General features: G+C 41.7%; 23 protein-coding genes. 8 read left to right on the forward strand and 15 right to left on the reverse strand.

All coding sequences use genetic code 11. From position 1 onward, the window contains the following. Nucleotides 1-40: 40 nt before the first annotated feature. The 3 genes from AOX59_RS08800 to AOX59_RS08810 all read right to left on the reverse strand — a co-directional run bounded on the left by AOX59_RS08800 (nucleotide 41) and on the right by AOX59_RS08810 (nucleotide 3,140). The gene (locus AOX59_RS08800; protein WP_068444775.1) at nucleotides 41-1,009 is read right to left on the reverse strand and encodes a glycine betaine ABC transporter substrate-binding protein; all 969 of its coding nucleotides are present in this window, start codon (nucleotides 1,007-1,009) and stop codon (nucleotides 41-43) included. An 84-nt stretch (nucleotides 1,010-1,093) separates the two neighbouring features. Continuing rightward, entirely contained in the window at nucleotides 1,094-1,933 is an 840-nt protein-coding gene (locus tag AOX59_RS08805) for an ABC transporter permease (RefSeq protein WP_068444779.1), read from the reverse strand. Continuing rightward, nucleotides 1,926-3,140, reverse strand: a complete 1,215-nt coding sequence (locus AOX59_RS08810; protein ID WP_068444782.1) for a quaternary amine ABC transporter ATP-binding protein — start codon at nucleotides 3,138-3,140, stop codon at nucleotides 1,926-1,928. The genes AOX59_RS08805 and AOX59_RS08810 overlap by 8 nt, the downstream gene beginning before the upstream one ends. Before the next feature lie 492 nt (nucleotides 3,141-3,632). On the opposite strand from AOX59_RS08810, the gene AOX59_RS08815 reads away from it, so the two are divergent. Beyond that, nucleotides 3,633-4,106, forward strand: coding sequence for a GbsR/MarR family transcriptional regulator (locus AOX59_RS08815; RefSeq protein WP_068444786.1), 474 nt, complete (start codon nucleotides 3,633-3,635; stop codon nucleotides 4,104-4,106). Between the two features lie 48 nt (nucleotides 4,107-4,154). Here AOX59_RS08815 and AOX59_RS08820 read toward each other — a convergent pair whose 3' ends face one another. Continuing rightward, the gene (locus AOX59_RS08820) at nucleotides 4,155-4,484 is read right to left on the reverse strand and encodes a DUF1878 family protein (protein ID WP_068444789.1); all 330 of its coding nucleotides are present in this window, start codon (nucleotides 4,482-4,484) and stop codon (nucleotides 4,155-4,157) included. Between the two features lie 170 nt (nucleotides 4,485-4,654). Here AOX59_RS08820 and AOX59_RS08825 point away from each other — a divergent pair, with 170 nt between their 5' ends. From AOX59_RS08825 to AOX59_RS08835, 3 genes are all read left to right on the forward strand, one after another. Next, nucleotides 4,655-5,212 (forward strand): DUF3267 domain-containing protein, encoded by a 558-nt coding sequence (locus tag AOX59_RS08825; RefSeq protein WP_068444792.1) that lies wholly within the window; start codon nucleotides 4,655-4,657, stop codon nucleotides 5,210-5,212. A gap of 175 nt (nucleotides 5,213-5,387) precedes the next feature. After that, a complete protein-coding gene (locus tag AOX59_RS08830; protein WP_068444794.1) occupies nucleotides 5,388-5,573 on the forward strand; it encodes a hypothetical protein in 186 nt (61 codons plus the stop codon). A gap of 76 nt (nucleotides 5,574-5,649) precedes the next feature. Next, nucleotides 5,650-6,567 (forward strand): peptidylprolyl isomerase, encoded by a 918-nt coding sequence (locus AOX59_RS08835; protein ID WP_068444797.1) that lies wholly within the window; start codon nucleotides 5,650-5,652, stop codon nucleotides 6,565-6,567. A 50-nt stretch (nucleotides 6,568-6,617) separates the two neighbouring features. Here the strand turns inward: AOX59_RS08835 and AOX59_RS08840 are convergent, their stop codons facing one another. The 3 genes from AOX59_RS08840 to AOX59_RS08850 all read right to left on the reverse strand — a co-directional run bounded on the left by AOX59_RS08840 (nucleotide 6,618) and on the right by AOX59_RS08850 (nucleotide 8,475). After that, nucleotides 6,618-6,836 (reverse strand): sporulation YhaL family protein, encoded by a 219-nt coding sequence (locus AOX59_RS08840; RefSeq protein ID WP_335338786.1) that lies wholly within the window; start codon nucleotides 6,834-6,836, stop codon nucleotides 6,618-6,620. A gap of 67 nt (nucleotides 6,837-6,903) precedes the next feature. Further along, on the reverse strand, nucleotides 6,904-7,851 hold the full coding sequence (yhaM, locus tag AOX59_RS08845) for a 3'-5' exoribonuclease YhaM (RefSeq protein ID WP_068444804.1): 948 nt from the start codon (nucleotides 7,849-7,851) through the stop codon (nucleotides 6,904-6,906). A 48-nt stretch (nucleotides 7,852-7,899) separates the two neighbouring features. Beyond that, nucleotides 7,900-8,475 (reverse strand): GbsR/MarR family transcriptional regulator, encoded by a 576-nt coding sequence (locus AOX59_RS08850; protein WP_068444806.1) that lies wholly within the window; start codon nucleotides 8,473-8,475, stop codon nucleotides 7,900-7,902. Nucleotides 8,476-8,738: 263 nt separating this feature from the next. On the opposite strand from AOX59_RS08850, the gene AOX59_RS08855 reads away from it, so the two are divergent. Continuing rightward, nucleotides 8,739-8,924: a YhzD family protein gene (locus AOX59_RS08855; RefSeq protein ID WP_068444807.1), complete on the forward strand. Its 186-nt coding sequence runs from the start codon at nucleotides 8,739-8,741 to the stop codon at nucleotides 8,922-8,924. 137 nt (nucleotides 8,925-9,061) lie between these two features. Here AOX59_RS08855 and AOX59_RS08860 read toward each other — a convergent pair whose 3' ends face one another. Continuing rightward, nucleotides 9,062-9,832, reverse strand: coding sequence for an enoyl-CoA hydratase (locus tag AOX59_RS08860; RefSeq protein WP_068444809.1), 771 nt, complete (start codon nucleotides 9,830-9,832; stop codon nucleotides 9,062-9,064). Nucleotides 9,833-9,956: 124 nt separating this feature from the next. Beyond that, a complete protein-coding gene (locus tag AOX59_RS08865; RefSeq protein WP_068444812.1) occupies nucleotides 9,957-10,322 on the reverse strand; it encodes a YlbF/YmcA family competence regulator in 366 nt (121 codons plus the stop codon). A 152-nt stretch (nucleotides 10,323-10,474) separates the two neighbouring features. Between AOX59_RS08865 and AOX59_RS08870 the strand changes: the two genes are divergently transcribed. Together AOX59_RS08870 and AOX59_RS08875 are read left to right on the forward strand one after the other, a co-directional pair. Beyond that, entirely contained in the window at nucleotides 10,475-11,347 is an 873-nt protein-coding gene (locus tag AOX59_RS08870) for a PucR family transcriptional regulator (protein ID WP_068444814.1), read from the forward strand. Nucleotides 11,348-11,454: 107 nt separating this feature from the next. Further along, complete coding sequence (locus AOX59_RS08875; RefSeq protein WP_068444816.1) at nucleotides 11,455-12,552, forward strand: ABC transporter ATP-binding protein; 1,098 nt, start codon at nucleotides 11,455-11,457, stop codon at nucleotides 12,550-12,552. Nucleotides 12,553-12,682: 130 nt separating this feature from the next. On the opposite strand, the gene AOX59_RS08880 is transcribed toward AOX59_RS08875, so the two are convergent. From AOX59_RS08880 to AOX59_RS08905, 6 genes are all read right to left on the reverse strand, one after another. Continuing rightward, nucleotides 12,683-12,877, reverse strand: a complete 195-nt coding sequence (locus AOX59_RS08880) for an alpha/beta-type small acid-soluble spore protein (RefSeq protein ID WP_068444817.1) — start codon at nucleotides 12,875-12,877, stop codon at nucleotides 12,683-12,685. Nucleotides 12,878-13,067: 190 nt separating this feature from the next. Next, nucleotides 13,068-14,453, reverse strand: coding sequence for a class II fumarate hydratase (fumC, locus tag AOX59_RS08885; RefSeq protein WP_068444819.1), 1,386 nt, complete (start codon nucleotides 14,451-14,453; stop codon nucleotides 13,068-13,070). 328 nt (nucleotides 14,454-14,781) lie between these two features. Then, on the reverse strand, nucleotides 14,782-16,680 hold the full coding sequence (locus AOX59_RS08890; protein ID WP_068444821.1) for an ABC transporter permease: 1,899 nt from the start codon (nucleotides 16,678-16,680) through the stop codon (nucleotides 14,782-14,784). Further along, nucleotides 16,655-17,419: an ABC transporter ATP-binding protein gene (locus AOX59_RS08895; protein ID WP_068444824.1), complete on the reverse strand. Its 765-nt coding sequence runs from the start codon at nucleotides 17,417-17,419 to the stop codon at nucleotides 16,655-16,657. The genes AOX59_RS08890 and AOX59_RS08895 overlap by 26 nt, the downstream gene beginning before the upstream one ends. A gap of 90 nt (nucleotides 17,420-17,509) precedes the next feature. After that, nucleotides 17,510-18,511, reverse strand: coding sequence for a sensor histidine kinase (locus tag AOX59_RS08900; RefSeq protein WP_068444826.1), 1,002 nt, complete (start codon nucleotides 18,509-18,511; stop codon nucleotides 17,510-17,512). Then, nucleotides 18,508-19,215 carry a response regulator transcription factor gene (locus AOX59_RS08905; RefSeq protein WP_068444828.1) on the reverse strand — a complete coding sequence of 236 codons (708 nt, stop codon included), beginning with the start codon at nucleotides 19,213-19,215 and terminating at the stop codon, nucleotides 18,508-18,510. Before AOX59_RS08905 ends, AOX59_RS08900 begins: the two co-directional genes overlap by 4 nt. Before the next feature lie 179 nt (nucleotides 19,216-19,394). On the opposite strand from AOX59_RS08905, the gene AOX59_RS08910 reads away from it, so the two are divergent. Continuing rightward, entirely contained in the window at nucleotides 19,395-20,309 is a 915-nt protein-coding gene (locus AOX59_RS08910; RefSeq protein WP_068444831.1) for a zinc dependent phospholipase C family protein, read from the forward strand. Nucleotides 20,310-20,373 lie beyond the last annotated feature (64 nt).

The following is a 20,373-nucleotide window of genomic DNA, read 5'->3' on the forward strand; positions in this document are numbered from 1 at the left end:
CCCCATCTAAGGGGCAGCTTTATTATTTAGAGGCCGATGTTTATTCACCAAGTCCTTCTGTCCATTTTTCAAGAAGATCCGGATTGTCTTCAAGGAACTGGCTTGCTACGTCAGCTGGTTCTCCACCATCATTGATCGCTACAAGCAGCTCATTTTCCATTTCTGTATCGTAATCTTCTGTCAGACGCTGTATAACTTCATATGCTGCAGGTGAGTCTTCTTTGAAGCTTGTGTGTGCTACAGCTTCGATACGGTCACCTTCACCACCGTAGACTTCTTCAGGGTCTTCCAGCATCTTCAAATCCATTTCTGCAAATTTCCAATGTGGCTTCCAGCCTGGAACAATGATTGGTTCCTCATTTTCAATGGCTGACTGCAGTTCTGACAGCATAGCACCTTCAGAACTTGATTGCAGTTCCCAATTTTCCAAACCGTAAGTGTCAATTGCATCTTGAGTGCTCTGCATGACACCGGCACCAGGGTCAATACCTGTAATCGTCCAATCTGTTGCTTCACCCAATTCCTCATTGCCTTTCAGGTCTTCAATGGCGCTAACATCCATATATGATGGAACTGTCATTCCAAGAGGTGCCTGTGCCACGAATTCACCAATAACTTCCACATCTTCACCATATTGCTCCTGATACGATTGGTGTGTAGCCGGCAGCCAAGAAGCTGTCATAAATGATGCATCATCACTGGCAACACTTGTCCACATCGAACCAGCATCAACCTGTGACGTTTCCACAGTGTATCCAACTTCTTCAAGCGTTTGCTTCACTAAAGGCGTACGAGCAATAGCACCTGCCCACGCGACGTACGGTATAGTCAGTTCACTTTCACCAAGTTCCACACTTTCACTGCCTGAACTGTCTCCGCTGTCACCGCTATCGGCACTGTCGCCGGAGCCGTCACTGCTTTCCTCTTCACTTCCGCCGCCGCATGCTGCCAATGTAAGTGCCAGCACAAGTGCTGCAGCTATTCCCCAAAATCTATATTTCTTAAACATAAGAAATTGACCTCCTTAAAATAATAATAATTTATATGTTCAGGCACCTGCCCTGATTATAGGGCAGAGAACCCGGAAACATCCTTAATCTTTATTTGCCCCCTGTGTAATACGATCAAGCAGCATCGCTAGTATTACAAGGGACAAGCCACCTTCAAAGCCAGGGCCAATTGCAACCTGTGTTACAGCACGATAAACGACTGTACCAAGGCCTGGCGCTCCGACCATTGAAGCGATGACAACCATCGATAATGAAAGCATGATTGTCTGGTTAATACCTGCCATGATTGTTGGCATGGCAAGTGGAATCTGTACTTTCCCCAGTCTCTGTCCGGTTGATGAACCGAACGCATTGGATGCCTCAATCAATTCTTGATCCACCTGGCGAATACCAAGGTTCGTCAGCCTAACGGTGGGTGGCATGGAGAAGATAATCGTCGCCACGACACCGGGTACCATACCCAAGCTGAAGAATACGACCGCTGGAATTAAGTAAACGAAAGCAGGCATTGTCTGCATGAAGTCGAGTATAGGGGTTATAATTGCCTGTACAGCATTTTTTTGTGACATCCAGATACCAATTGGAATTCCAATAAGCATCGAAATTACAACAGAAACCAACACCAACGCAACTGTTTCAAGGGTTTCAGGCCAATAACCAAGGTTGTTAATGAGCCCCAGCCCTATAAGACCAAATAGGCCAAGTTTCCAGTTCACAACCCACCAAGCGAGTAATGCAACTAAAACAATAAGCAATATTGGTGGCACTAATTCCAGTAACACCACAAAATTCTCTGTTATAAATCCAAGGACTGCTGTAATAGTATCAAAGACAGCCGAAAACGACGCAGTTAAGAAGTCAACAAATGATTCGACCCATTGTGCCAATGGTAATTTGGGGAAAAGTGTTCCTTCATTATCCATTTGTTACTTCACCCCCATTTTCATTCAACACTTCATTGTTGCCGGCTAACGCACCGATCACTGAACCTCTGACAACAATACCTAACAGTTTTCCAGCTTCATCAACAACCGAGAGCGGTGCTTTTTCATCAGCCATTGGTTCAAATATGTCAACAAGCAATGTCTCCTGATGTACGGTTGGAATATCGGTTGTAAGGATATCTTCCAAGTTTTTATTTTCCTTAGCAGCATCTGACGCCTCGTCTGCTGTTACATAGCCGAGTAATTTTTGTTGCTTATCGACTACATAAATAGTTGAAATACCATCGTCTTTCATTAACTTCAGTGCAACATTAGCACCGCGATCAACTGAAACTGTTTCAGCACGCTTCATCACATGTCCTGCTGTCAGCACTTTCGCCAGATCGACATCTTCCACGAAACGCTCCACATAATCGTTGGCAGGATCCATCAAAATTTCTTCAGCTGTTCCGATCTGCACGATACTGCCATCTTTCATAAGAGCGATTCGGTCACCGATTCGAAGCGCTTCGTTCAAGTCGTGTGTAATAAAGACAATGGTTTTACGAACACGCTGCTGCAGATCCATCAATTCATCTTGCATATCTTTACGGATCAATGGGTCCAAAGCACTGAATGCCTCGTCCATCAGAAGAATCTCCGGATCATTGGCAAGTGCCCGCGCCAGTCCGACACGCTGCTGCATACCACCCGAAAGCTCACTCGGATACTTATCCATATATCCGCCCAAGCCAACCAATTCAAGAGCATCAGTTGCCTTTTTTTCGCGTTCCGACTTGTCAATCCCTTGAATCTCAAGCCCGTACTCCGCATTCTTGAGTATAGTCTTGTGCGGCAGCAATGCGAAATTCTGGAAAACCATACTCATTTTTTTCCTGCGTATATCACGGAGCTTTTCTTTACTCATGTCTGTTATATTATCGTCTCCAAGCATGACATCACCTGAAGTTGGTTCGATTAAACGGTTCAGCATACGAACCAATGTGGATTTACCACTGCCGGATAAACCCATAATAACAAAGACTTCACCTTCTTCAACTTCAAATGAAGCCTGGTTAACACCCACCGTCATGCCTGTCAGTTTCAAAATCTCATCCTTGGATTTTTTCTCTTCCAAGTATTTGACAGCTTGCTTCGGGCGCCTGCCGAAAATCTTTGTTAATCGATCAACCTTGATTTTACTCATTCTTTCACCTCACTCACTCCAGAAATTCTGGGATTAATACATTATAATACATGAATTAAATTCCATGTACTGCGAAATCGTCATGGTCACACTCCTGAAAAAGAATTACAAATAAGCCGCACGCTTTCAGCAGGTTTTCTATTAAATCTGCTATCCTCCGTTTGATTATGCAGAGGATAATAGTCCTGCAACTTTTTCATCAGATGAATTACAAAAAACATTCCCAAAGCTATTTGGTTTGGAATAAACATTAATTTATAACCGACCTCGCATCGCTCACTCTTAATACTATATAACTATCAAAGAAAAAATTCAAATATAAAATACCGATAATTTTATACATAATTTCCATACAGTTTGTACTGTATAAATAAATTTCGGACCATTCTTAGAATTCCTCCGTTTTCCGCCATTTTTCAGGCTTTTTATATATTTTAATTCATATTAATTTTCATGTAACCTTTATACAGCGGTGTCATTTAGGGGGATTTTATGTATAATTCAGTAACTGAAGACATTACCAATAAAATTATTTTGGAGTTTGCCAAAACAATTGAAATGTTTGGTTTTAGCACCTCGGAAGCGCGATTATTTGTTTATTTATATTTGCAGGATCAGCCAAAGACGTTGGATGACATGAGTAAAGCTTTTGGGAAAAGTAAGACGACAATGAGCACAAGCATACGAAACTTGTCCAACAACGGACTTGTCACACTTGTATGGAAAAAAGGTGTCAGAAAAGATTTATATGAAGCAAATAAAGCACTATTCAAGACATTTATGGACGGCTATATCAGCAAGTGGATTGAAGCATCCAGCGATCAAACAAATACACTGAAGCAAATACAGCAAGACGTGGAAAAGCGTGATACAAAAGAATTATCGAAAACATACGATGATTTGGCTGACATCATCGATTTTCACCAGCAAATCGAAATCTCGTTCAATAAACTGGCGCACAATTGACTTAATCCATTGGAAGATCCGTCTGCCGACTTTTTACAGGACTCACGTTCATTTTTCCAAAATGCTTATAAATTCACCCATTAAAGAAGGATAGTATCCTTCTTTTTTTAATGCATAAACCAATGTGTTGGGGTCAAATCTTTCATTCAACATGCCCGCAAATTGAACTAATAGCGATGAGAAATTCAGAAATCCCTCTTCTTTCTGCTTTTGATATTGCAGCTCCAATTCATCCAGCATGTAAAAAAGATTTTCATATTCAGACTTCGTTATGTTCTGTTCAATAATCATTTTTGTAAATGGAAATTGATTTAAATCAATCGTTTTCGCTAACAATTGAAGATGGAAATTAATCGTTTCGTTCTGTCCATTATTCATCAACAAAATGACCCCCGGAGTGAATATTATTCAAACACTTCTCACACGCTTTTGTGATGGCGTTTTAAAAAAGAAAAAAATTTTTGTCGAACCTATTGATTTTTGCACATCAAAGTACTATGATGCTTTAAGGAAATCTGATCAATAACTTCTGCAGGAGGGGATTAAAAATGAATTGCTGGCAAATTATCAATTTCAATAAAGAGTTCGGTATAAACAGGTTGTATCTGCAATCATTTTTAGTCGGCCTCTTAAGTTTTATCATTTTATATATACCATTTTCAATCAGGCATGGCACCTCCGGAATAGATGAAACCGGCGTGATCCCTTTAGTCATTGGATTGTGTTTGCTGCCGATCTTACATTCATTCACGCATATTCTACCTTTAATAGTGATGAATAAACAGGCAAGACTGATTTATAAACGAAACACACTACTATTTCCAATTGTTAATTATTATACTAAAAAATACCTGTCTAAAAAAGTTTCATTGTTTGCTGCAATGGCTCCCACGTTATTAATTACAATACCAAGTGTGGCAGCAACTTTCTTATTCAGTGATTTCTATGTTTACTTTCTGATTTTCACGTCTGTTCACACAGCGCTGACATTTACAGATTTTCTATATATCAGATATATTGTCAAAGCGCCCAAAAGCTCGTATATCGAAAACAGCAATAATGAAATTACAATTCTTGTAAACAAGGACAATAAATCGGCTATATAGCCGATTTATTTTATGTATTATAAAGTAATGGTGCATTAGGCTCTTTAATTGAGTATTTCTCGCACACTGCCAATCAAGGATTCAAACCGCTAAAAAATTTATACTGTTCATGATAGGAATCTTTTGATAAAGTATTAAATATGGATGATGTGGTATCCTTTTAAGGGGTTTTGAAATGGATTTAATTTTTCCGTTTTATGCAATACTGGTTCTCTTGATATTTAATTCCCTGACCCAGCAATTTTGCACGAAAATGGAAATGAAAGAGAAAAAACAATCTTCCATGTTCCGTGTCATTAATCTTATGGTTCTCGTATTACTCATATCCTCTTATGTGAGAGTATTAAATGCAACCGTTTAACGCCTATTATACTTTCTAAATTGGATCATAAATTAGCTTATGAAAAATCGAACATATAGCTAGGAGAGTGCTCAGAATGAAGAAAACAGCTATCGCGGCTGCATTGACAGCCACTATTTTAACATTAACCGCCTGTAATTCAGGTGAGGGTGATCCGGACGTTGTTGCCGAAACAAGCGCCGGGGACGTCACAAAAGAAAAATTCTACCAGGAGATGAAATCACAGTCGGGTCAGCAGGTTTTGCAGCAATTAGTTACGCGTCAAGTATTGAATGACAATTATGACGTATCGGACGAGCAAGTTGAGACAGAAGTTCAAAATACGAAAGATCAGCTTGGTGACCAATTTGAGATGTTCCTGCAGCAGCAAGGAATTCCGGATGAGGAGGCATACGCTGAAAGAATCCGTCTAAGCCTTCTGCAAATGGAAGCAGCTGCCGAAGATATGGACATCACAGAGGAAGACATGCAGAACCGTTATGATCGTATGCAGACAGAAATTAAAGCACAGCATATTCTGGTTGAAGACGAAAAAACAGCCAATGAAGTAAAATCCGAACTGGATAACGGTGGCGATTTCGCTTCTCTTGCACAGGAACATTCCACTGACACTGCATCAGCACAAAACGGCGGCGACTTAGGTTATTTCACTGCTGGCGACATGGTGCCCGCTTTTGAAGATGCAGCATATGGTATGGAAGCCGGTGAAGTAAGTGATCCGGTTGAATCCGATAACGGTTTTCACATTATAAAAGTAAATGACAAACGGGAAACTGAAGCGGATATTGGTTCTTTCGAGGAAGAGAAAGAAAGCATCCGCAGAGGCATTATTAACCAACGGATGGATCCTCAGGCATTGCGGGAGAAAGTTAACAGCTTGATTGAGGAATCTGATGTTAATATTCAGGCAGAAGGACTCGAAGATATCTTCGAACAGCAAAATTCAGGACAAGGTCAGGGACAGGGCCAAGGCCAGGGTCAAGGACAAGGCTAAAATAAAAACTGCTGATTCACAAAAGTGGATCAGCAGTTTTTTAACGTCAATTATTGTGGCAGCCTTTGTTTATGGCTCTGCCTTTGTCTCCGTTCTTCTTCCATCCGGTCTATATAAATTTTGCCTTCCTGTTCAATATACTGCTGCTCTAGCCTGTGTTCTGCTCTTGTCGCTCTAAAAGCCATAAAACCGCTCAAAAAAATGAAAAGTATCATCATAAAAACCCACCAGGGCAAGCCCAGGATCATCCCCATTTCCTCCTTGTCCATGAATGAATCTGCTTCATGTATATGCCTGAAAAAGAGAAAACATAACCTATTCCATTAAATCTTTGGACTAGTTTTCTTCAAAGAGCGGCTTGTAAAATGAGCGGTTATCAAGTGCAAACAGCCGCTCAGTGAATTCCCCCGGTTTGACTTTTTCCAGTGACCGGTTAAGCATGTTCATCCGTGCATCAATCAAGTCAATTAAATGCAACAATTCCCCTTCCCGGATTAATGGTGCCTTAGGGCTTCCCCATTCTGCCTTGCCATGATGAGAAAGAATCAGATGCTGCAAAATTAATACCTCTTCACCTTCAATTTGCAATTCTTTGGCCATATTTCCAATTTCTTCAACCATTATTGGAATATGACCCATCAATTTGCCTTCCAGTGTATAGGATGTTGTCACGACTCCTGACAACTCTTTCACTTTACCAAGGTCATGCAAAATCACCCCTGCATACAACAAGTCTTTATTCGTTTGAGGATACAGGTTGTGAAGTTCTTTCGCGAGTGCAAGCATGCTGACAACATGGTGAGCCAGGCCTGACACATATTCATGATGGTTCTTCGCTGCTGCGGGATATGTCAGAAGGGCTTCCTGATATTTTTTGATAAGAGCCCGCACAATACGCTGCAATGATGGATTTTCCATTTCAAAAATGGTTTCGGTCAGTTTTTCCATCAGCACATCTTGATCTACAGGTGCCTTTTCAACAAAATCTGAAACTTGAACGCCGTCTGTCGGCTGGGAAGGCCGGATGGAGAATATCTTCAGCTGCGGTTTCCCCCTGAACTGATTGACTTCTCCTGAAAGTTTCACGATCTGCTCAGGAACAAACACGTCTTCATCCTCTTTTGTTGCATCCCATAATTTCGCTTCAATTTCGCCTGTGGCATCACGCAGTATTAATGTCAAAAATGGTTTTCCGTTACTGGCTACCCCGCGTGATGCAGCTTTGATGAGTATGAAACTGTCGAACGCATCACCAACACTGTAATGTCCTATCCCTTTTTTCAAATTGCTTCCTCCCCCTTCTTCACTTCAAAAAGTTTGATGCCGGTTAGTTCAATCGTTCTCTTTGTCTGTCTCCTGTGTGTTTTTCGGTATGTAATCGAAAATTTCCCCGGACTCGACCACTTGAATAAACTTCATCAGCCATTTGTAATAATTTTGTGCATAGCGCAGACGTTCGATATCACGTTCAATTCTATCTTTCAATTCGTGATCGCTGGTTTTACTGGCTATTTTCTGAAGATCCAGTATGGTTTCATCGGCTTCTTCAATATTTGTTTCAGTATGATGCCGCCAGCGGTTGCCAAACAGTGAGGTGAATGATTTATACCAATCTTCTTCTGATTGGTATAAATCTTTCCGTTCCCCTCTTCTGAATGTTGATTCAACCATTTTCATATCTGATAATGCGCGGACGCCTGTCGACATGCTGGTTTTGCTCATTTTAAGAGCTTCACGCATACCATCCAGCGTCATTGGTTTATCTGAAAAATACAACACGCCGTATAAGCGCCCGACAGATGATGTAATACCATACAAGTTCATGTTTTTGGCGATGACCTGAATGAATTTTTCAATCGCTTCCTCGTATTTTTCTTCTTCAGTAGATGCATGTTTGTTATCGGACAATGGAATCCCTCCATATGTATGGTAAGAGGTTTTAATTAGTGGCATAACTTTATGCTGATAAAAGTAATTGTCACTCGGCTCCACCCGCCATCACTGTGTTCAGACTGGTGTTTGTGCCTTTGAACATATCTGAAAATAGTTTATCATTAATGTCAGCTGAATGCGAACAGAAATCATCGGTTTCTCTGCCATCACACGGTTTGCCTCTTCCCTCTTTTATGGTATGTTTAAAACAAGCAAAATAAAGATTAGGGGGCGTGACGATGCAAACTTATTTTTTGACTGTTTTTGACCAAACTGGGGAACGATTGCTCAACGAAACCTTTGAAGCCAGTGGCAATTGGGAAGCGAAAAAAATTGGCCAAACGCGGCTTGACGAAGAAGGATACAGTGAGTATACCCACCGCTGTGTGTCACCAAATGCAAAACTTGTCTTATTTCACCGGTGAAGTTAACCTTATTAACCTTCCAAATAATTGGGATCCTCTCTCGCAACTCTAACCTAACATAATCTAAAGAAAGGTGGCATGTCGATACAATATATGCCACCTTTTTGTAAATCCGAACGGTAATTTCGACGCATGAATCATTCCCCGTTAAAAACCGGCTTGCGTTTTTCCCTGAAAGCTTCAACACCTTCGCGGTGGTCTTTGGTATGGAGCAATTCCCATTGTGTTTGCCGTTCTGCTTGCAGGAAGCTTTTGAGCCTGTCGATATTTTGATCGTGATAAATCTTTTTCGTCTTCAGCATGGAACTAATCGGAGAGATGAGAATTTTCTCAGACATATGTACAGCCTCTTCCATCGCATTTTTATCAGCCAGCACATCTACAAGTCCCATTGTTTCGGCTGTCCTGCCCTGAACTTGTTCCATCCCCCATATGAATTGCTTCGCCCGCTGCACGCCAATGCGCTCACTCAGCCAGAAATGTCCGCCGCCATCCGGAGCAAGGCCAATTCCAATAAATAACATACCAAGTTTAGCCTCCACGTCAGCCACTGCGTAATCCGCCGTTAACGCAAGACTTAAACCCAGGCCCGCAGCAGAACCATGAATGGCTGAAATGACGATTTTAGGCATACTGTACAGTTTCAGAACCGCTTCTTCAATTTGCCCCATTACTTCCTGATAATAATCCTCTCCGGCCAAATCAACCATCATGCCGATGTCGCCCCCTGCGGAAAACGCTTTCCCTTTACCGCTTAAAATAACAACTTTATCATCATTCTCTTCAACCTGACCCAGCACATGATTCAATTCAGTCAACATATCTCGGTCCATCGCATTATACCGCTGGGGCCTGTTTAAATAAACATACGACACTTGATTTTTGCTTTCGAATAAGACAGTACTCATCCTATCCACCCCTTCAATTAAGTATGTATAGACATGATTCGTGAAATTTATCAAAAATCCTTCTTTTTTCGTTTAAAACAGAAATGCCCCGCAGCATTTAGAAGCTGCGGGGCAAAATTGTTGCTTATTCGTTTGATTCTTCTTCTTCCGGATTGCCGTAAAGTTCTTCAAGCGGTTTTGTAATGATACTGCTGACATCATTAATGACAACGTTCAAACGCTGCTCCTCTTCCATTAATTTGGAAATGTCTTCATGCTGCTGTACCAATTCAACAACTTTCCGGGCTTCTTCAACTTCCTCTTCGGAGATTTCCTGACCCTGCATTTGTTTTTCCTGAAGTTCCATTTGGGTGTTACGGAAGTTATCAAACATTTTCTTTGCTGATTCATCCGCCATAACGGCATCATATGCGTTTTTCAGGCTATTGAATTCTTCGCTGTTGCGAATTGCTTTTTCCAAATCGTATGCACTATCATAAATATTAGCCACGATACATCCTCCTTCATTTTGTCTAAACTAACTATAACAGACGTTGGTACCACTGTATACAGTTAGGAAAAAGACAAGCAAATGCATAATTGATTTTCGATTCTATCATACATTGCTATAATGAAAAAAAGGATAGGGAAAAGAGGCATTTTATGATCGATCAACTGCGTAAAATTTTTTCTTCATTAATTTTTTCTCAGGATATAGCAGAAAATGATAAAAATAACTACAAATGGTTTATGACAGCAAATGACGAATTAATTGGCATTCATAACAGTGAGTTGACGGCAAAAGATATCCAGCTGTTAAAGACGTTTTTATGGCCTCATCATATTGCCTTACCGGATTTAACACCCGAAGAAAAATCATGGCGTACATATATCAGTACTGATGATATTCCTGATGCGGCATCCATGACATTCCGTTTTATCCACTTTTCATTTCAGCCGGATCAGATAAAGCCTGCATTATTTAAAGAGGCTGTGAATGAATTCTTTGCCAAACAGGTTCCTGTTCTATGGGAGAATGACCATGAAGGGATTATCGTTGAAACTGAGCCCGACGAACCTATCTCATATGAAACCATCATCGATACTCTCATGAGCGATCTTGCCGTCAGCATCCATTTTTTCATAGGCCCGTTTATGACATCGCTCACCGAGGCTAAAGAAGGTTATCAAAAACTTATGAAAGGTGTCGGCACTGCAAAAAAATATTCCGGTAAGCCGGTTACAACCTATGTCGAAGCTCTGCCATATATGCTGATCGAGCAAACAGAAAGAACTTTTCGAAAAGGCTTTGCCCACACGGTTTTAGCCGGGGCGATAGACGATAACGAACTGCTCAACACGGCAGAAACGTTTATTACGTGCAATTTAAATATTTCGTTGACCGCAAAGGAATTATACCTTCACCGCAATAGCCTGCAGTATCGGCTAGATAAATTTAAGGAGAAAACCAATATCGACATACGTGACTTCCACCAGGCAGCGACTGTTTATTTGGCAATACTGGCAAACAAATAACGATATGCACAAAAGAAACCGTTTTATTTGTGCATATTTGCCATTTACAGCACCTCCCCGGACTAGCTAGAATTAATACAAATGCTTACATAACAGGGGGACTAAAAATGGCTGAAATGCGATTGGAACAAATCAAAAAGAACTATGATAAAAACGTTACGGCTGTAAATAATTTTAATCTTGAGATTGAGGATAAGGAATTCATTGTGTTTGTCGGCCCATCCGGCTGCGGCAAATCCACCACATTAAGAATGATTGCCGGTCTGGAAGAAATAACCGACGGATCATTATACATTAACGATCAGCGAATGAATGATATCGCACCAAAAGACCGTGATATCGCCATGGTTTTCCAAAACTACGCTTTATATCCGCATATGAACGTTTATGACAACATGGCTTTCGGTTTAAAGCTCAGGAAATTTAAAAAAGACGAGATTGATAAAAGAGTCCAGAACGCCGCTAACATTCTGGGCCTGGAAGATTATCTAAACCGTAAACCAAAGGCATTATCAGGCGGACAGCGCCAGCGTGTGGCTCTTGGCCGGGCAATTGTCCGTGATGCGAAAGTATTCCTGATGGACGAACCACTGTCCAATCTGGATGCAAAGCTCCGTGTACAAATGCGTGCGGAAATTCAAAAGCTGCACCAGCGTCTTCAAACGACAACGATTTATGTAACTCACGACCAGACAGAAGCCATGACAATGGCCACTCGACTCGTTGTTATGAAAGATGGCATTATTCAACAGGTAGGCGTGCCAAAAGACGTTTATGACCAGCCGGAAAATATGTTTGTTGCCGGTTTCATCGGTGCCCCGTCAATGAATTTTCTTAACGGCACAATTAAGGATGGATACTTTGTCAGTGAAGAGACGACTATAAAGATTCCTGAGGGCAAAATGAAAACACTTCGTAACCAGGGATATATGGATAAAGAGATTGTGCTGGGCATCCGGCCTGAGGATATCCATGATGAACCGGCATTCATTGAAGCAAGCCCGGACACAAAAATTTCAGCCACCATTGATGTAGCTGAGTTGATGGGAGCCGAATCATATTTATACTCAAATTTCAATGAACAGGACTTCATAGCACGGGTTGACGCCCGGTCAGATATTCGTGGCGGGGACAAAATCGATCTTGCCTTTGACATGAACAAAGCTCTTTTCTTTGATAGTGAAACCGAAGAACGCATTCGATAAATCTTAAACGTATAAATTCACGTTAAATGTAAAAAATACCAATTGAAGAAAGCAGAGGGAAGCTTCTAAAAACTTCCCTCTGTCTTTTGTCATAAGGGGGGCTTTCCCTTATTGAAGCCATTCAATATTATTATTGTCCACTAAATTGAGATTGAGCTGACTGAACCAGACGCTTGGTAATCTCACCGCCAACAGAACCGTTTGCACGAGAAGTCGTATCAGCACTAAGGTTGACACCAAACTCTGAGGCAATCTCAGTTTTCATTTGATTCAAAGCTTGTTCAGCGCCAGGAACGACCAGCTGATTTGAATTGTTATTAGCCATATTTATCACCTCCTGTACGCATTATTGTGAGCAGATCTCGGAAACTTATCATGAAATTCCGCTGGTAATTGTTGCTTATAACGATTTAAAACCTTACAACCGCATTCCACGCTTTGGGTTTCAAATGGCCGGCCACTCACATAAAAACTCACTACCTGAGAAGATAGTGAGTTTTTGCAGTTTGTGTCCTTTATTTTGGATAGGTCATATCTTTTGGATTGACGTATTTTTCGAATTCATCTTCAGTAAGCAAGTCAAGTTCGACAGCAGCTTCTTTCAATGTCGAATTATCATTAAATGCCTTCTTAGCAATTTTGGCTGCATTTTCATAGCCGATGTGCGGATTCAAAGCGGTTACCAGCATTAATGAATCGCGCAAATACTGTTCGATTTTTTCCAGATCCGGCTCAAGTCCCTGCATACACCGCTCATCAAATGACAGCATAGCATCTGCCAGAAGTTGACAGGATTGCAGAAAGTTATAAGCAATAACCGGTTTAAATACGTTTAGCTCAAAATTACCCTGACTTGCTGCAAATCCGATTGCCGCATCATTTCCCATCACTTGTGTCGCTGCCATCGTAACTGCTTCAGGCTGTGTCGGATTGACTTTACCAGGCATGATCGAGCTTCCGGGTTCATTTGCCGGAATTGTAATCTCACCAATGCCTGAACGTGGTCCGCTTGCCAGCCAGCGTACATCATTGGCAATTTTCATTAAATCTGCAGCCAGTCCCTTTAAAGCGCCATGAACATGAACTGTGTCATCATGGCTTGTTAATGCATGAAATTTATTCGGAGCGGATTTAAATGTTTTGCCGGTTTCCTCAGCGACAGCTTTCGTCACAGCCTCCGAAAAATCAGGATGTGCATTTAGCCCTGTCCCAACAGCGGTTCCACCGATAGCCAAATCTCTTACATAGTCGATACTTTCAGAAATCATCGTTTCTGATTTTTCCAGCATGCGATGCCAGCCGCTAATTTCCTGTCCCAGCGTTAAAGGCGTGGCGTCCTGCAAATGCGTTCTGCCAATTTTAACCACTTCCTGAAATGCCTCAACCTTCTCGCCCATCGTGTCTTTCAGTGTTTTCACAGCAGGCAAAACATGATCTTCCAGCTTCAAAACAAAAGCTATATGCATCGCTGTCGGATAAGTGTCGTTGGAGCTTTGCGATTTATTGACGTCATCATTCGGATGAAGGGCCACATCAATGCCATTCTCTTTCAGCCATTTTGTTCCAACATAAGCAATGACCTCGTTCACGTTCATATTGGATTGGGTGCCGCTTCCTGTTTGCCATACAACCAACGGAAAATGATCATCGAGATTTCCTTCCACAATCTGATCGGCAGCATAACCAATCGCATCTGCTTTTTGTTTGTCAAGTAAACCCAGTTCGCTATTTGCTTTCGCAGCACTTTTTTTAAGAATGGCAAATGCCCGAATGACTTCAATCGGCATTTTTTCGCCGCCAATAGGGAAGTTTTGCTTACTTCGCTGTGTCTGGGCTCCCCAATACTTATCTGCCGGCACTTTCATTTCTCCCAGTGTATCTTTTTCTATCCGGTAATCCACATTGACTGCCTCCTTATGTATAGAGATGTGATATGATATCTTATTTAATTGTAACAAAATAAAGGTAGCGGGTGTTAGCAGAAATGATGTGATTTGTCGAAAAAGAAGGTGTTGCTCACCAACGTCCCAATTACAATGCTGTTTATTTAAGAAAGATCCAGCTTCACCTCACAATGAGGTTCTGAAGCTGGATGATGAAAGCAGGCAAAGCTGACGATGGTTTCTCGGGCACATGTTTCTGTTCTCCGGCCCATGTTTTTTTTCCAGGGAGCGATATATGCTTCCGAGTTATTACAGCAAGTACTTCGCAGTTTATAGAGAAAACGGTCTAATAAAAAACTGCGCTTCTAATCTGTTTCGTGTAAAAATACCTGACAATTCCGAAATAAATAATCTGAATCACTGCAAATGTTCCAAGCACCATTGCCGCTTCATTAACAAGGTTATAATCAAATAAATGGGACAAGGCAGTCAAAGCAACAGATCCGTGAATCAAAGCGACAACAATCGGTGCAAAAAACAGGAGTGCTGTCTGACGGTTAATCACTTTTTTCAGTTCTTTATCAGTCAAGCCCATTTTAGCAATCGACTTAAATTTAGTCTTATCCTGATCAAGATCTGAATACAACCGGAAATACAGGAAACTTCCTGCCGATACGAAGAATACAATTCCGATAAACAATCCGATAAACAACACAGGCCCAAAACTCTTATTGATGGTATAAATATCATGATCAATCGCCTGGAATCTGCCTGGGTTAAATTTGTTTTTCAATATCCCCCCGGCTTCGATGATGGACTCCTGGGAACCATGTGTCGCCTGCCAGGTTGTATACGATCTTGTTTCAACAGAGTCCGGCAACGCGTTAAATGTTTCATCATCAACAATATAATAAGAGTACATTTCCGGCAGCACAACTGTTGACATCAATCGGTCCGGATGAATGCTCCCGCCATCCGCCAGTTCAATCGGAACATCCATCAGCCGTTCTTTTTTAGATGCACCTACCAGAACTCTTGAACTATCCCGTACGACAATCGCTTCCTCGCCACCGACATCAACTTCCTTCTTATCTAGAAGCTCAGCAAAACGATTATACTCTGATTCAGTAGCAATCAACACTTCAGGCCGTTCGCTGTTGTCCACTTCAAAATAATTCATTTCAACTGAAGCCTTTTCAGTCTGAACATCATAGTTGTTCAGTGTTTCATCAATCGTCTCGCTTTGTTCCTCTGTCAACGGTTCATCTCCTTCAAAGGGAGAGTACATAAACGTATATGGATTCAATTCCTTTACATCTTTTGTCAAATAAGACTGGAACCCGTACAGTGAGCCAATCGCACTAAATGCAACGGTTGAAATAATTGCCACCATGAAAAACGTTCGAGCATTATCTTTCATCCGAAATGATAAATCTGAGAAAAGCACCATATTTGTTTTCCGCCAAAAAATACCCTTTCTGCCCTTCAGCCGCCGAATCACATAAACACTCAACTGCGTAAACAACAAATATGTGCCTATTGTCACGACAATGATCACCGGCAGCATAGCTAAGATAACTTGCTGTGCCTGCACATATAGAGCCGTTGCGTAACCTGCAGCAAGCAATACTGCAGCAATAATGGCCAGCGTGACAGACGCTTTCGGCTCACCTTTCGACTGTTTATCCGCCTTGATCAGATCCCCAAGCTTCCGGGTTCTGAGAATAAATGACACAAACAGCGAGACAAACAAAAACAATAAAATAAACGATATAAAGGTGACAACAATGGCCCATAACGGAAAATAAAAATTAAGTGCTTCGTCAATTACCAGAACGTTTTCCGCAAGCAAAAGGATCGCCTTAGCAAACACGAGGCCCAGCAAAATCCCGGCCAATGTTGCAAAAAAGCCGATCAACATGTTTTCCATAAAGATCATCAGACGGACTTGCTTTGTTGACATTCCCTGCATCATTAAGAGACCGAATTCCTTCTTGCGCGATTGTAAAAATGAACTCATTGAATACAGCACAAAGAAAAAAGAAAACACATAAATAATACCGCCTGCAACAGCCATGCCATACAATACTTCGAATCTGATCGATCCATCAAAGAATGCAGGGTGAAAAGCAAAAATGGCAAACGTAAAAAACACCATCACTGTAAACAGACTGCTCAAAAAGTAAGCAGCGTATAAACGCTTGTTGCGGATGACATTATTAATCGCGAACTGACGAAAAGTCACTGTCATCCCCTCCCATCAAGGAAAGCGTGTCAATGATGCTTTGGAAAAACGTCTGCCGGCTTTTGCCCCGATGAATTTCAGAATAAAACTTGCCGTCCCGGATAAACACAACCCGGTCCGCATAACTTGCCGCTTGCGGATCATGCGTGACAAGCATCATCGTTGTGTTTTCTTTTTTATTAAGGGTCTCAAGCATGCCCATGACATCTTTGGATGATTTCGAATCAAGATTCCCTGTCGGCTCGTCGGCCAAGAGCAATTTTGGCTGATGGATCATCGCTCTGGCAATGGCTGCCCGTTGCGCCTGTCCACCGGAAATCTCATGGACCCGTTTGCCCATAATGCCGGAAATCCCTAGCTTTTCGGAAATCGTTTTAGCTTTATCCTCCATCTCCTTCACACGCTTACCGTCCAATGTCAATGGCAGCACCATATTTTCTTCAACCGTCAAGGTGTGCAGCAGATTGAACTCCTGAAAAACAAACCCCAATTCCCGGCGGCGAAACTTGGCAAGATCATTCCTGCCCAGAACATGCGGTTTTCTTTCCTCAACCAGTACTTCACCGGTTGTCGGCTCATCAATGGTGGCGACCATATTGAGCAGTGTCGTCTTCCCGCTCCCCGATGGTCCCATAATGGCGACAAATTCTCCTTTTTCAATGTCGAGATCAATATTCGACAAGGCGCGGTAGGCGACTTTTCCTTCGTACACTTTGCTCACATTATTCACTTTCAGCATATTTCTGCTCCTTTCAAATGACAACATTAATTCTATTCATAGTGTACCGCCTTCCGCCTTGACGAACGATCGATTTCTCTTTCATTTTCCTTACATTGTTGTAATGTTTTGAGCCGGTGAAAACAAAATACGAAATGTTGTCCCCTTACCAACGGTACTTTCCATTTCAATCCCGTGCCCCAAATAATCAGCCACTTCTTTGACAAGAAACAGCCCCATGCCAGTTGATTCTCTGTACTTGCGGCCATTTTCCCCGGTATAAAATGCACTGAAAATCCGTTTTTGATCTTCTTCAGGAATGCCGACACCGGAATCTGTCACTTCAAAAATGGCTGATCCATCACGTTCATAAAGTGAAATTTCCATTTGTCTGCTTATCCCGGCTGAATATTTCACGGCGTTTTGAATAAGTTGTGTGATGATGAACATCAGCCATTTCTGATCTGTTTCCACACTGATTCCGGCCCGTTCTGTTTCCAGTTTTGGATAGACTTCATTGCGGATGAAGAAGCGCTTATTTTCCCGGTTGACTTCCTGGATAAGATCTTCCAGTGCAACTGGTTTAATCCGGAAATCCTCCTCGATTGTGCGGAGGCGCGCCATGTATAATACCGTGCTCAGCCCTGTTTTAATACGCTCGGTTTCTTCGCGGATATTTGATGATTCCGGCTCATCAAGATCCTGGGCCGTCAATTCGATGACCGAGAGCGGTGTTTTCATTTGATGGACCCAGCGATCGATAAACGTCATATGCTCCTCTTTTTGTGCCTCAGTTTCTCCAATCCGACGCTCATAAATCCGGTACTGCGATTTCAGCAATTTCTCAAGTGCTTCGGCAATCGGTATCTGCTCCGTTTTCTGCAATGATTCATCAAGTGATTCCATCGGTTTCTCAAGCCTTTTGTAAAACGCCCGCCGTGTCATATAGCAATACACGAGATAACAGCTGAATAAAAAGAACCCAAGAAAAATGGCATAGAACAACGTCTGGAAGTCCCGATAGCCATCAAGCCACAGGATAAGAATAATGAGACCAAACTGTCCAACCTGAAATCCGATCAATAATTGATGATCTTTAATGAACAGCTTCATGACCCCTCTACTCCATTCCAAGTCACACACAAACGGTAGCCTGCTCCGCGGACTGTTTCAACCGCACCTGTGATACCGAGCTCCTGAAACTTTTTGCGAACCCGTGTTATATTTACGTTAAGCGTGTTTTCATCGACATATGTTTGGTCATCCCACAGTTTTTCCAATAAATCCTCCCTGCCTGCCACCCGAGGATGCCGGCCCATCAAGCTTTCTATAATATTCGCTTCTTTTTTGGTGAGGGGTGTCACATCGGTACCGAATCTGAGCTCAAGTCGTTCCGGGAACAGCTTCAGTCCATCTTTCTGCAAAATACGTTCTTGATGGCCCAACGCATATTCCCCATACGCCCGTCGTAATTGGCTGCGGATTTTGGCCATCACGACATCCGGATGGAACGGTTTGGTAATAAAGTCATCGCCGCCATTCTCCAGTGCCATGACCTGATCCATCTCCCCGGTACGGGCAGAAATGAATATAACCGGACAAACTGACTCAAGACGGATCTGCCGACACCAATAAAATCCATCAAAACTGGGAAGATTGATATCCAACAGAACCAGATCCGGTTGGAACCAGTGAAATGAATCCATCGGGTTTTCGAAATTATCCACTGTCAACACGGCATAGCTGTATTTTTCTATAAACGTGTGCAAGTAACCGGCTATTTTCGGATCATCTTCCAAAATCATGATTTTTTCCACGACTAACCCTCTTTTCAAACAATCTTTTGGTATGATTATAACATTATATAATCGTATCTTTTGTAGAAAAAAAGCTATTCAGATGCACGTTGTCACAAAATAGTAAGTATTTGAGCATTTTTTCAGAACTTTTTATTTTATACTGTAAAATAGAACGTATAGGCAGGAGGATCTTCATTATGCCTAATATTTGGACACATATTCTTTTTTGTGAAAACGTAATGGATTCGGTTAAAGATCCAAATTCATATTTGCAGCAGGAAGCGTACATGAAGCTGGGTGCACAAGGCCCGGATCCATTTTTTTATTACAATTTTTGGCCATGGATTAATAATGAGTCTGTAACGAATATAGGGTTAAAACTTCACACGGATAAATGCGGCGAATTTCTGCTGGATATGATCGAGAAAGCTAGTGATATGGACAGTCAAACACAAGCTTACGTATTCGGATTTACAACGCACCATATACTTGATCGCAATACACACCCTTATATACATTACCGTGCCGGATATGAAGGAAATAAACATCAGGAGCTGGAAGTGCTGATTGATACATTAATGATGGAAAAATATCATCATTTAGAAACGTGGAAAGCCAATGTCTCAAATGAAATCAGTGTGGGCCCCAAACTTGATAAAAGCGTTGTCGATTTGCTGCATCAGACTATTGATGCCCATTATCCCGAGAGCAGTATGAAATCCAATCATTATATTCAAAAAGCTTACCGGGACATGAAATTGGCCCTGAAACTGCTGGCTGATCCATATGGATGGAAAAAGATATTTTTAAAGCCGCTGATTTCGCCCTTTTCACATCAGCCGGTTAAAGATAATGCCGATTATTTAAATTTAGAACACACAACCTGGTATCATCCGGCAACAAATGAACCTTGTAGCAAAAGTTTCATCGATCTGTACAATCAAGCCTGGACAGAAGGAATCGAAATTATGTCCGAAGTAATTACTTATTGGAACACACGTGATAATACCAGCAAAGAGCGACTTGGCGAAATGATTGGCAATATATCGTATGATACCGGCAAACCGCTTGCCTTAGGTCTTGAAAATAAATACAGTGAACCAATTGTGTGAACAAATACGCGACCAAAAAATGAAAGCTTTCACGCCGCTGCCTGCCGGTGTGAAAGCTTTTCGT

Source organism: Lentibacillus amyloliquefaciens, from assembly GCF_001307805.1.
Classification (GTDB): Bacteria; Bacillota; Bacilli; order Bacillales; family Amphibacillaceae; genus Lentibacillus; species Lentibacillus amyloliquefaciens.

What these genes read in the sequence shown, in the direction of transcription:
- AOX59_RS08800 (WP_068444775.1), bottom strand. Translation starts at nt 1,009, where the DNA reads ATGTTTAAGAAATATAGATTTTGGGGAATAGCTGCAGCACTTGTGCTG.
- AOX59_RS08805 (WP_068444779.1), bottom strand. Translation starts at nt 1,933, where the DNA reads ATGGATAATGAAGGAACACTTTTCCCCAAATTACCATTGGCACAATGG.
- AOX59_RS08810 (WP_068444782.1), bottom strand. Translation starts at nt 3,140, where the DNA reads ATGAGTAAAATCAAGGTTGATCGATTAACAAAGATTTTCGGCAGGCGC.
- AOX59_RS08815 (WP_068444786.1), top strand. Translation starts at nt 3,633, where the DNA reads ATGTATAATTCAGTAACTGAAGACATTACCAATAAAATTATTTTGGAG.
- AOX59_RS08820 (WP_068444789.1), bottom strand. Translation starts at nt 4,484, where the DNA reads ATGAATAATGGACAGAACGAAACGATTAATTTCCATCTTCAATTGTTA.
- AOX59_RS08825 (WP_068444792.1), top strand. Translation starts at nt 4,655, where the DNA reads ATGAATTGCTGGCAAATTATCAATTTCAATAAAGAGTTCGGTATAAAC.
- AOX59_RS08830 (WP_068444794.1), top strand. Translation starts at nt 5,388, where the DNA reads ATGGATTTAATTTTTCCGTTTTATGCAATACTGGTTCTCTTGATATTT.
- AOX59_RS08835 (WP_068444797.1), top strand. Translation starts at nt 5,650, where the DNA reads ATGAAGAAAACAGCTATCGCGGCTGCATTGACAGCCACTATTTTAACA.
- AOX59_RS08840 (WP_335338786.1), bottom strand. Translation starts at nt 6,836, where the DNA reads ATGGACAAGGAGGAAATGGGGATGATCCTGGGCTTGCCCTGGTGGGTT.
- AOX59_RS08855 (WP_068444807.1), top strand. Translation starts at nt 8,739, where the DNA reads ATGCAAACTTATTTTTTGACTGTTTTTGACCAAACTGGGGAACGATTG.
- AOX59_RS08860 (WP_068444809.1), bottom strand. Translation starts at nt 9,832, where the DNA reads ATGAGTACTGTCTTATTCGAAAGCAAAAATCAAGTGTCGTATGTTTAT.
- AOX59_RS08870 (WP_068444814.1), top strand. Translation starts at nt 10,475, where the DNA reads ATGATCGATCAACTGCGTAAAATTTTTTCTTCATTAATTTTTTCTCAG.
- AOX59_RS08875 (WP_068444816.1), top strand. Translation starts at nt 11,455, where the DNA reads ATGGCTGAAATGCGATTGGAACAAATCAAAAAGAACTATGATAAAAAC.
- AOX59_RS08880 (WP_068444817.1), bottom strand. Translation starts at nt 12,877, where the DNA reads ATGGCTAATAACAATTCAAATCAGCTGGTCGTTCCTGGCGCTGAACAA.
- AOX59_RS08895 (WP_068444824.1), bottom strand. Translation starts at nt 17,419, where the DNA reads ATGCTGAAAGTGAATAATGTGAGCAAAGTGTACGAAGGAAAAGTCGCC.
- AOX59_RS08900 (WP_068444826.1), bottom strand. Translation starts at nt 18,511, where the DNA reads ATGAAGCTGTTCATTAAAGATCATCAATTATTGATCGGATTTCAGGTT.
- AOX59_RS08910 (WP_068444831.1), top strand. Translation starts at nt 19,395, where the DNA reads ATGCCTAATATTTGGACACATATTCTTTTTTGTGAAAACGTAATGGAT.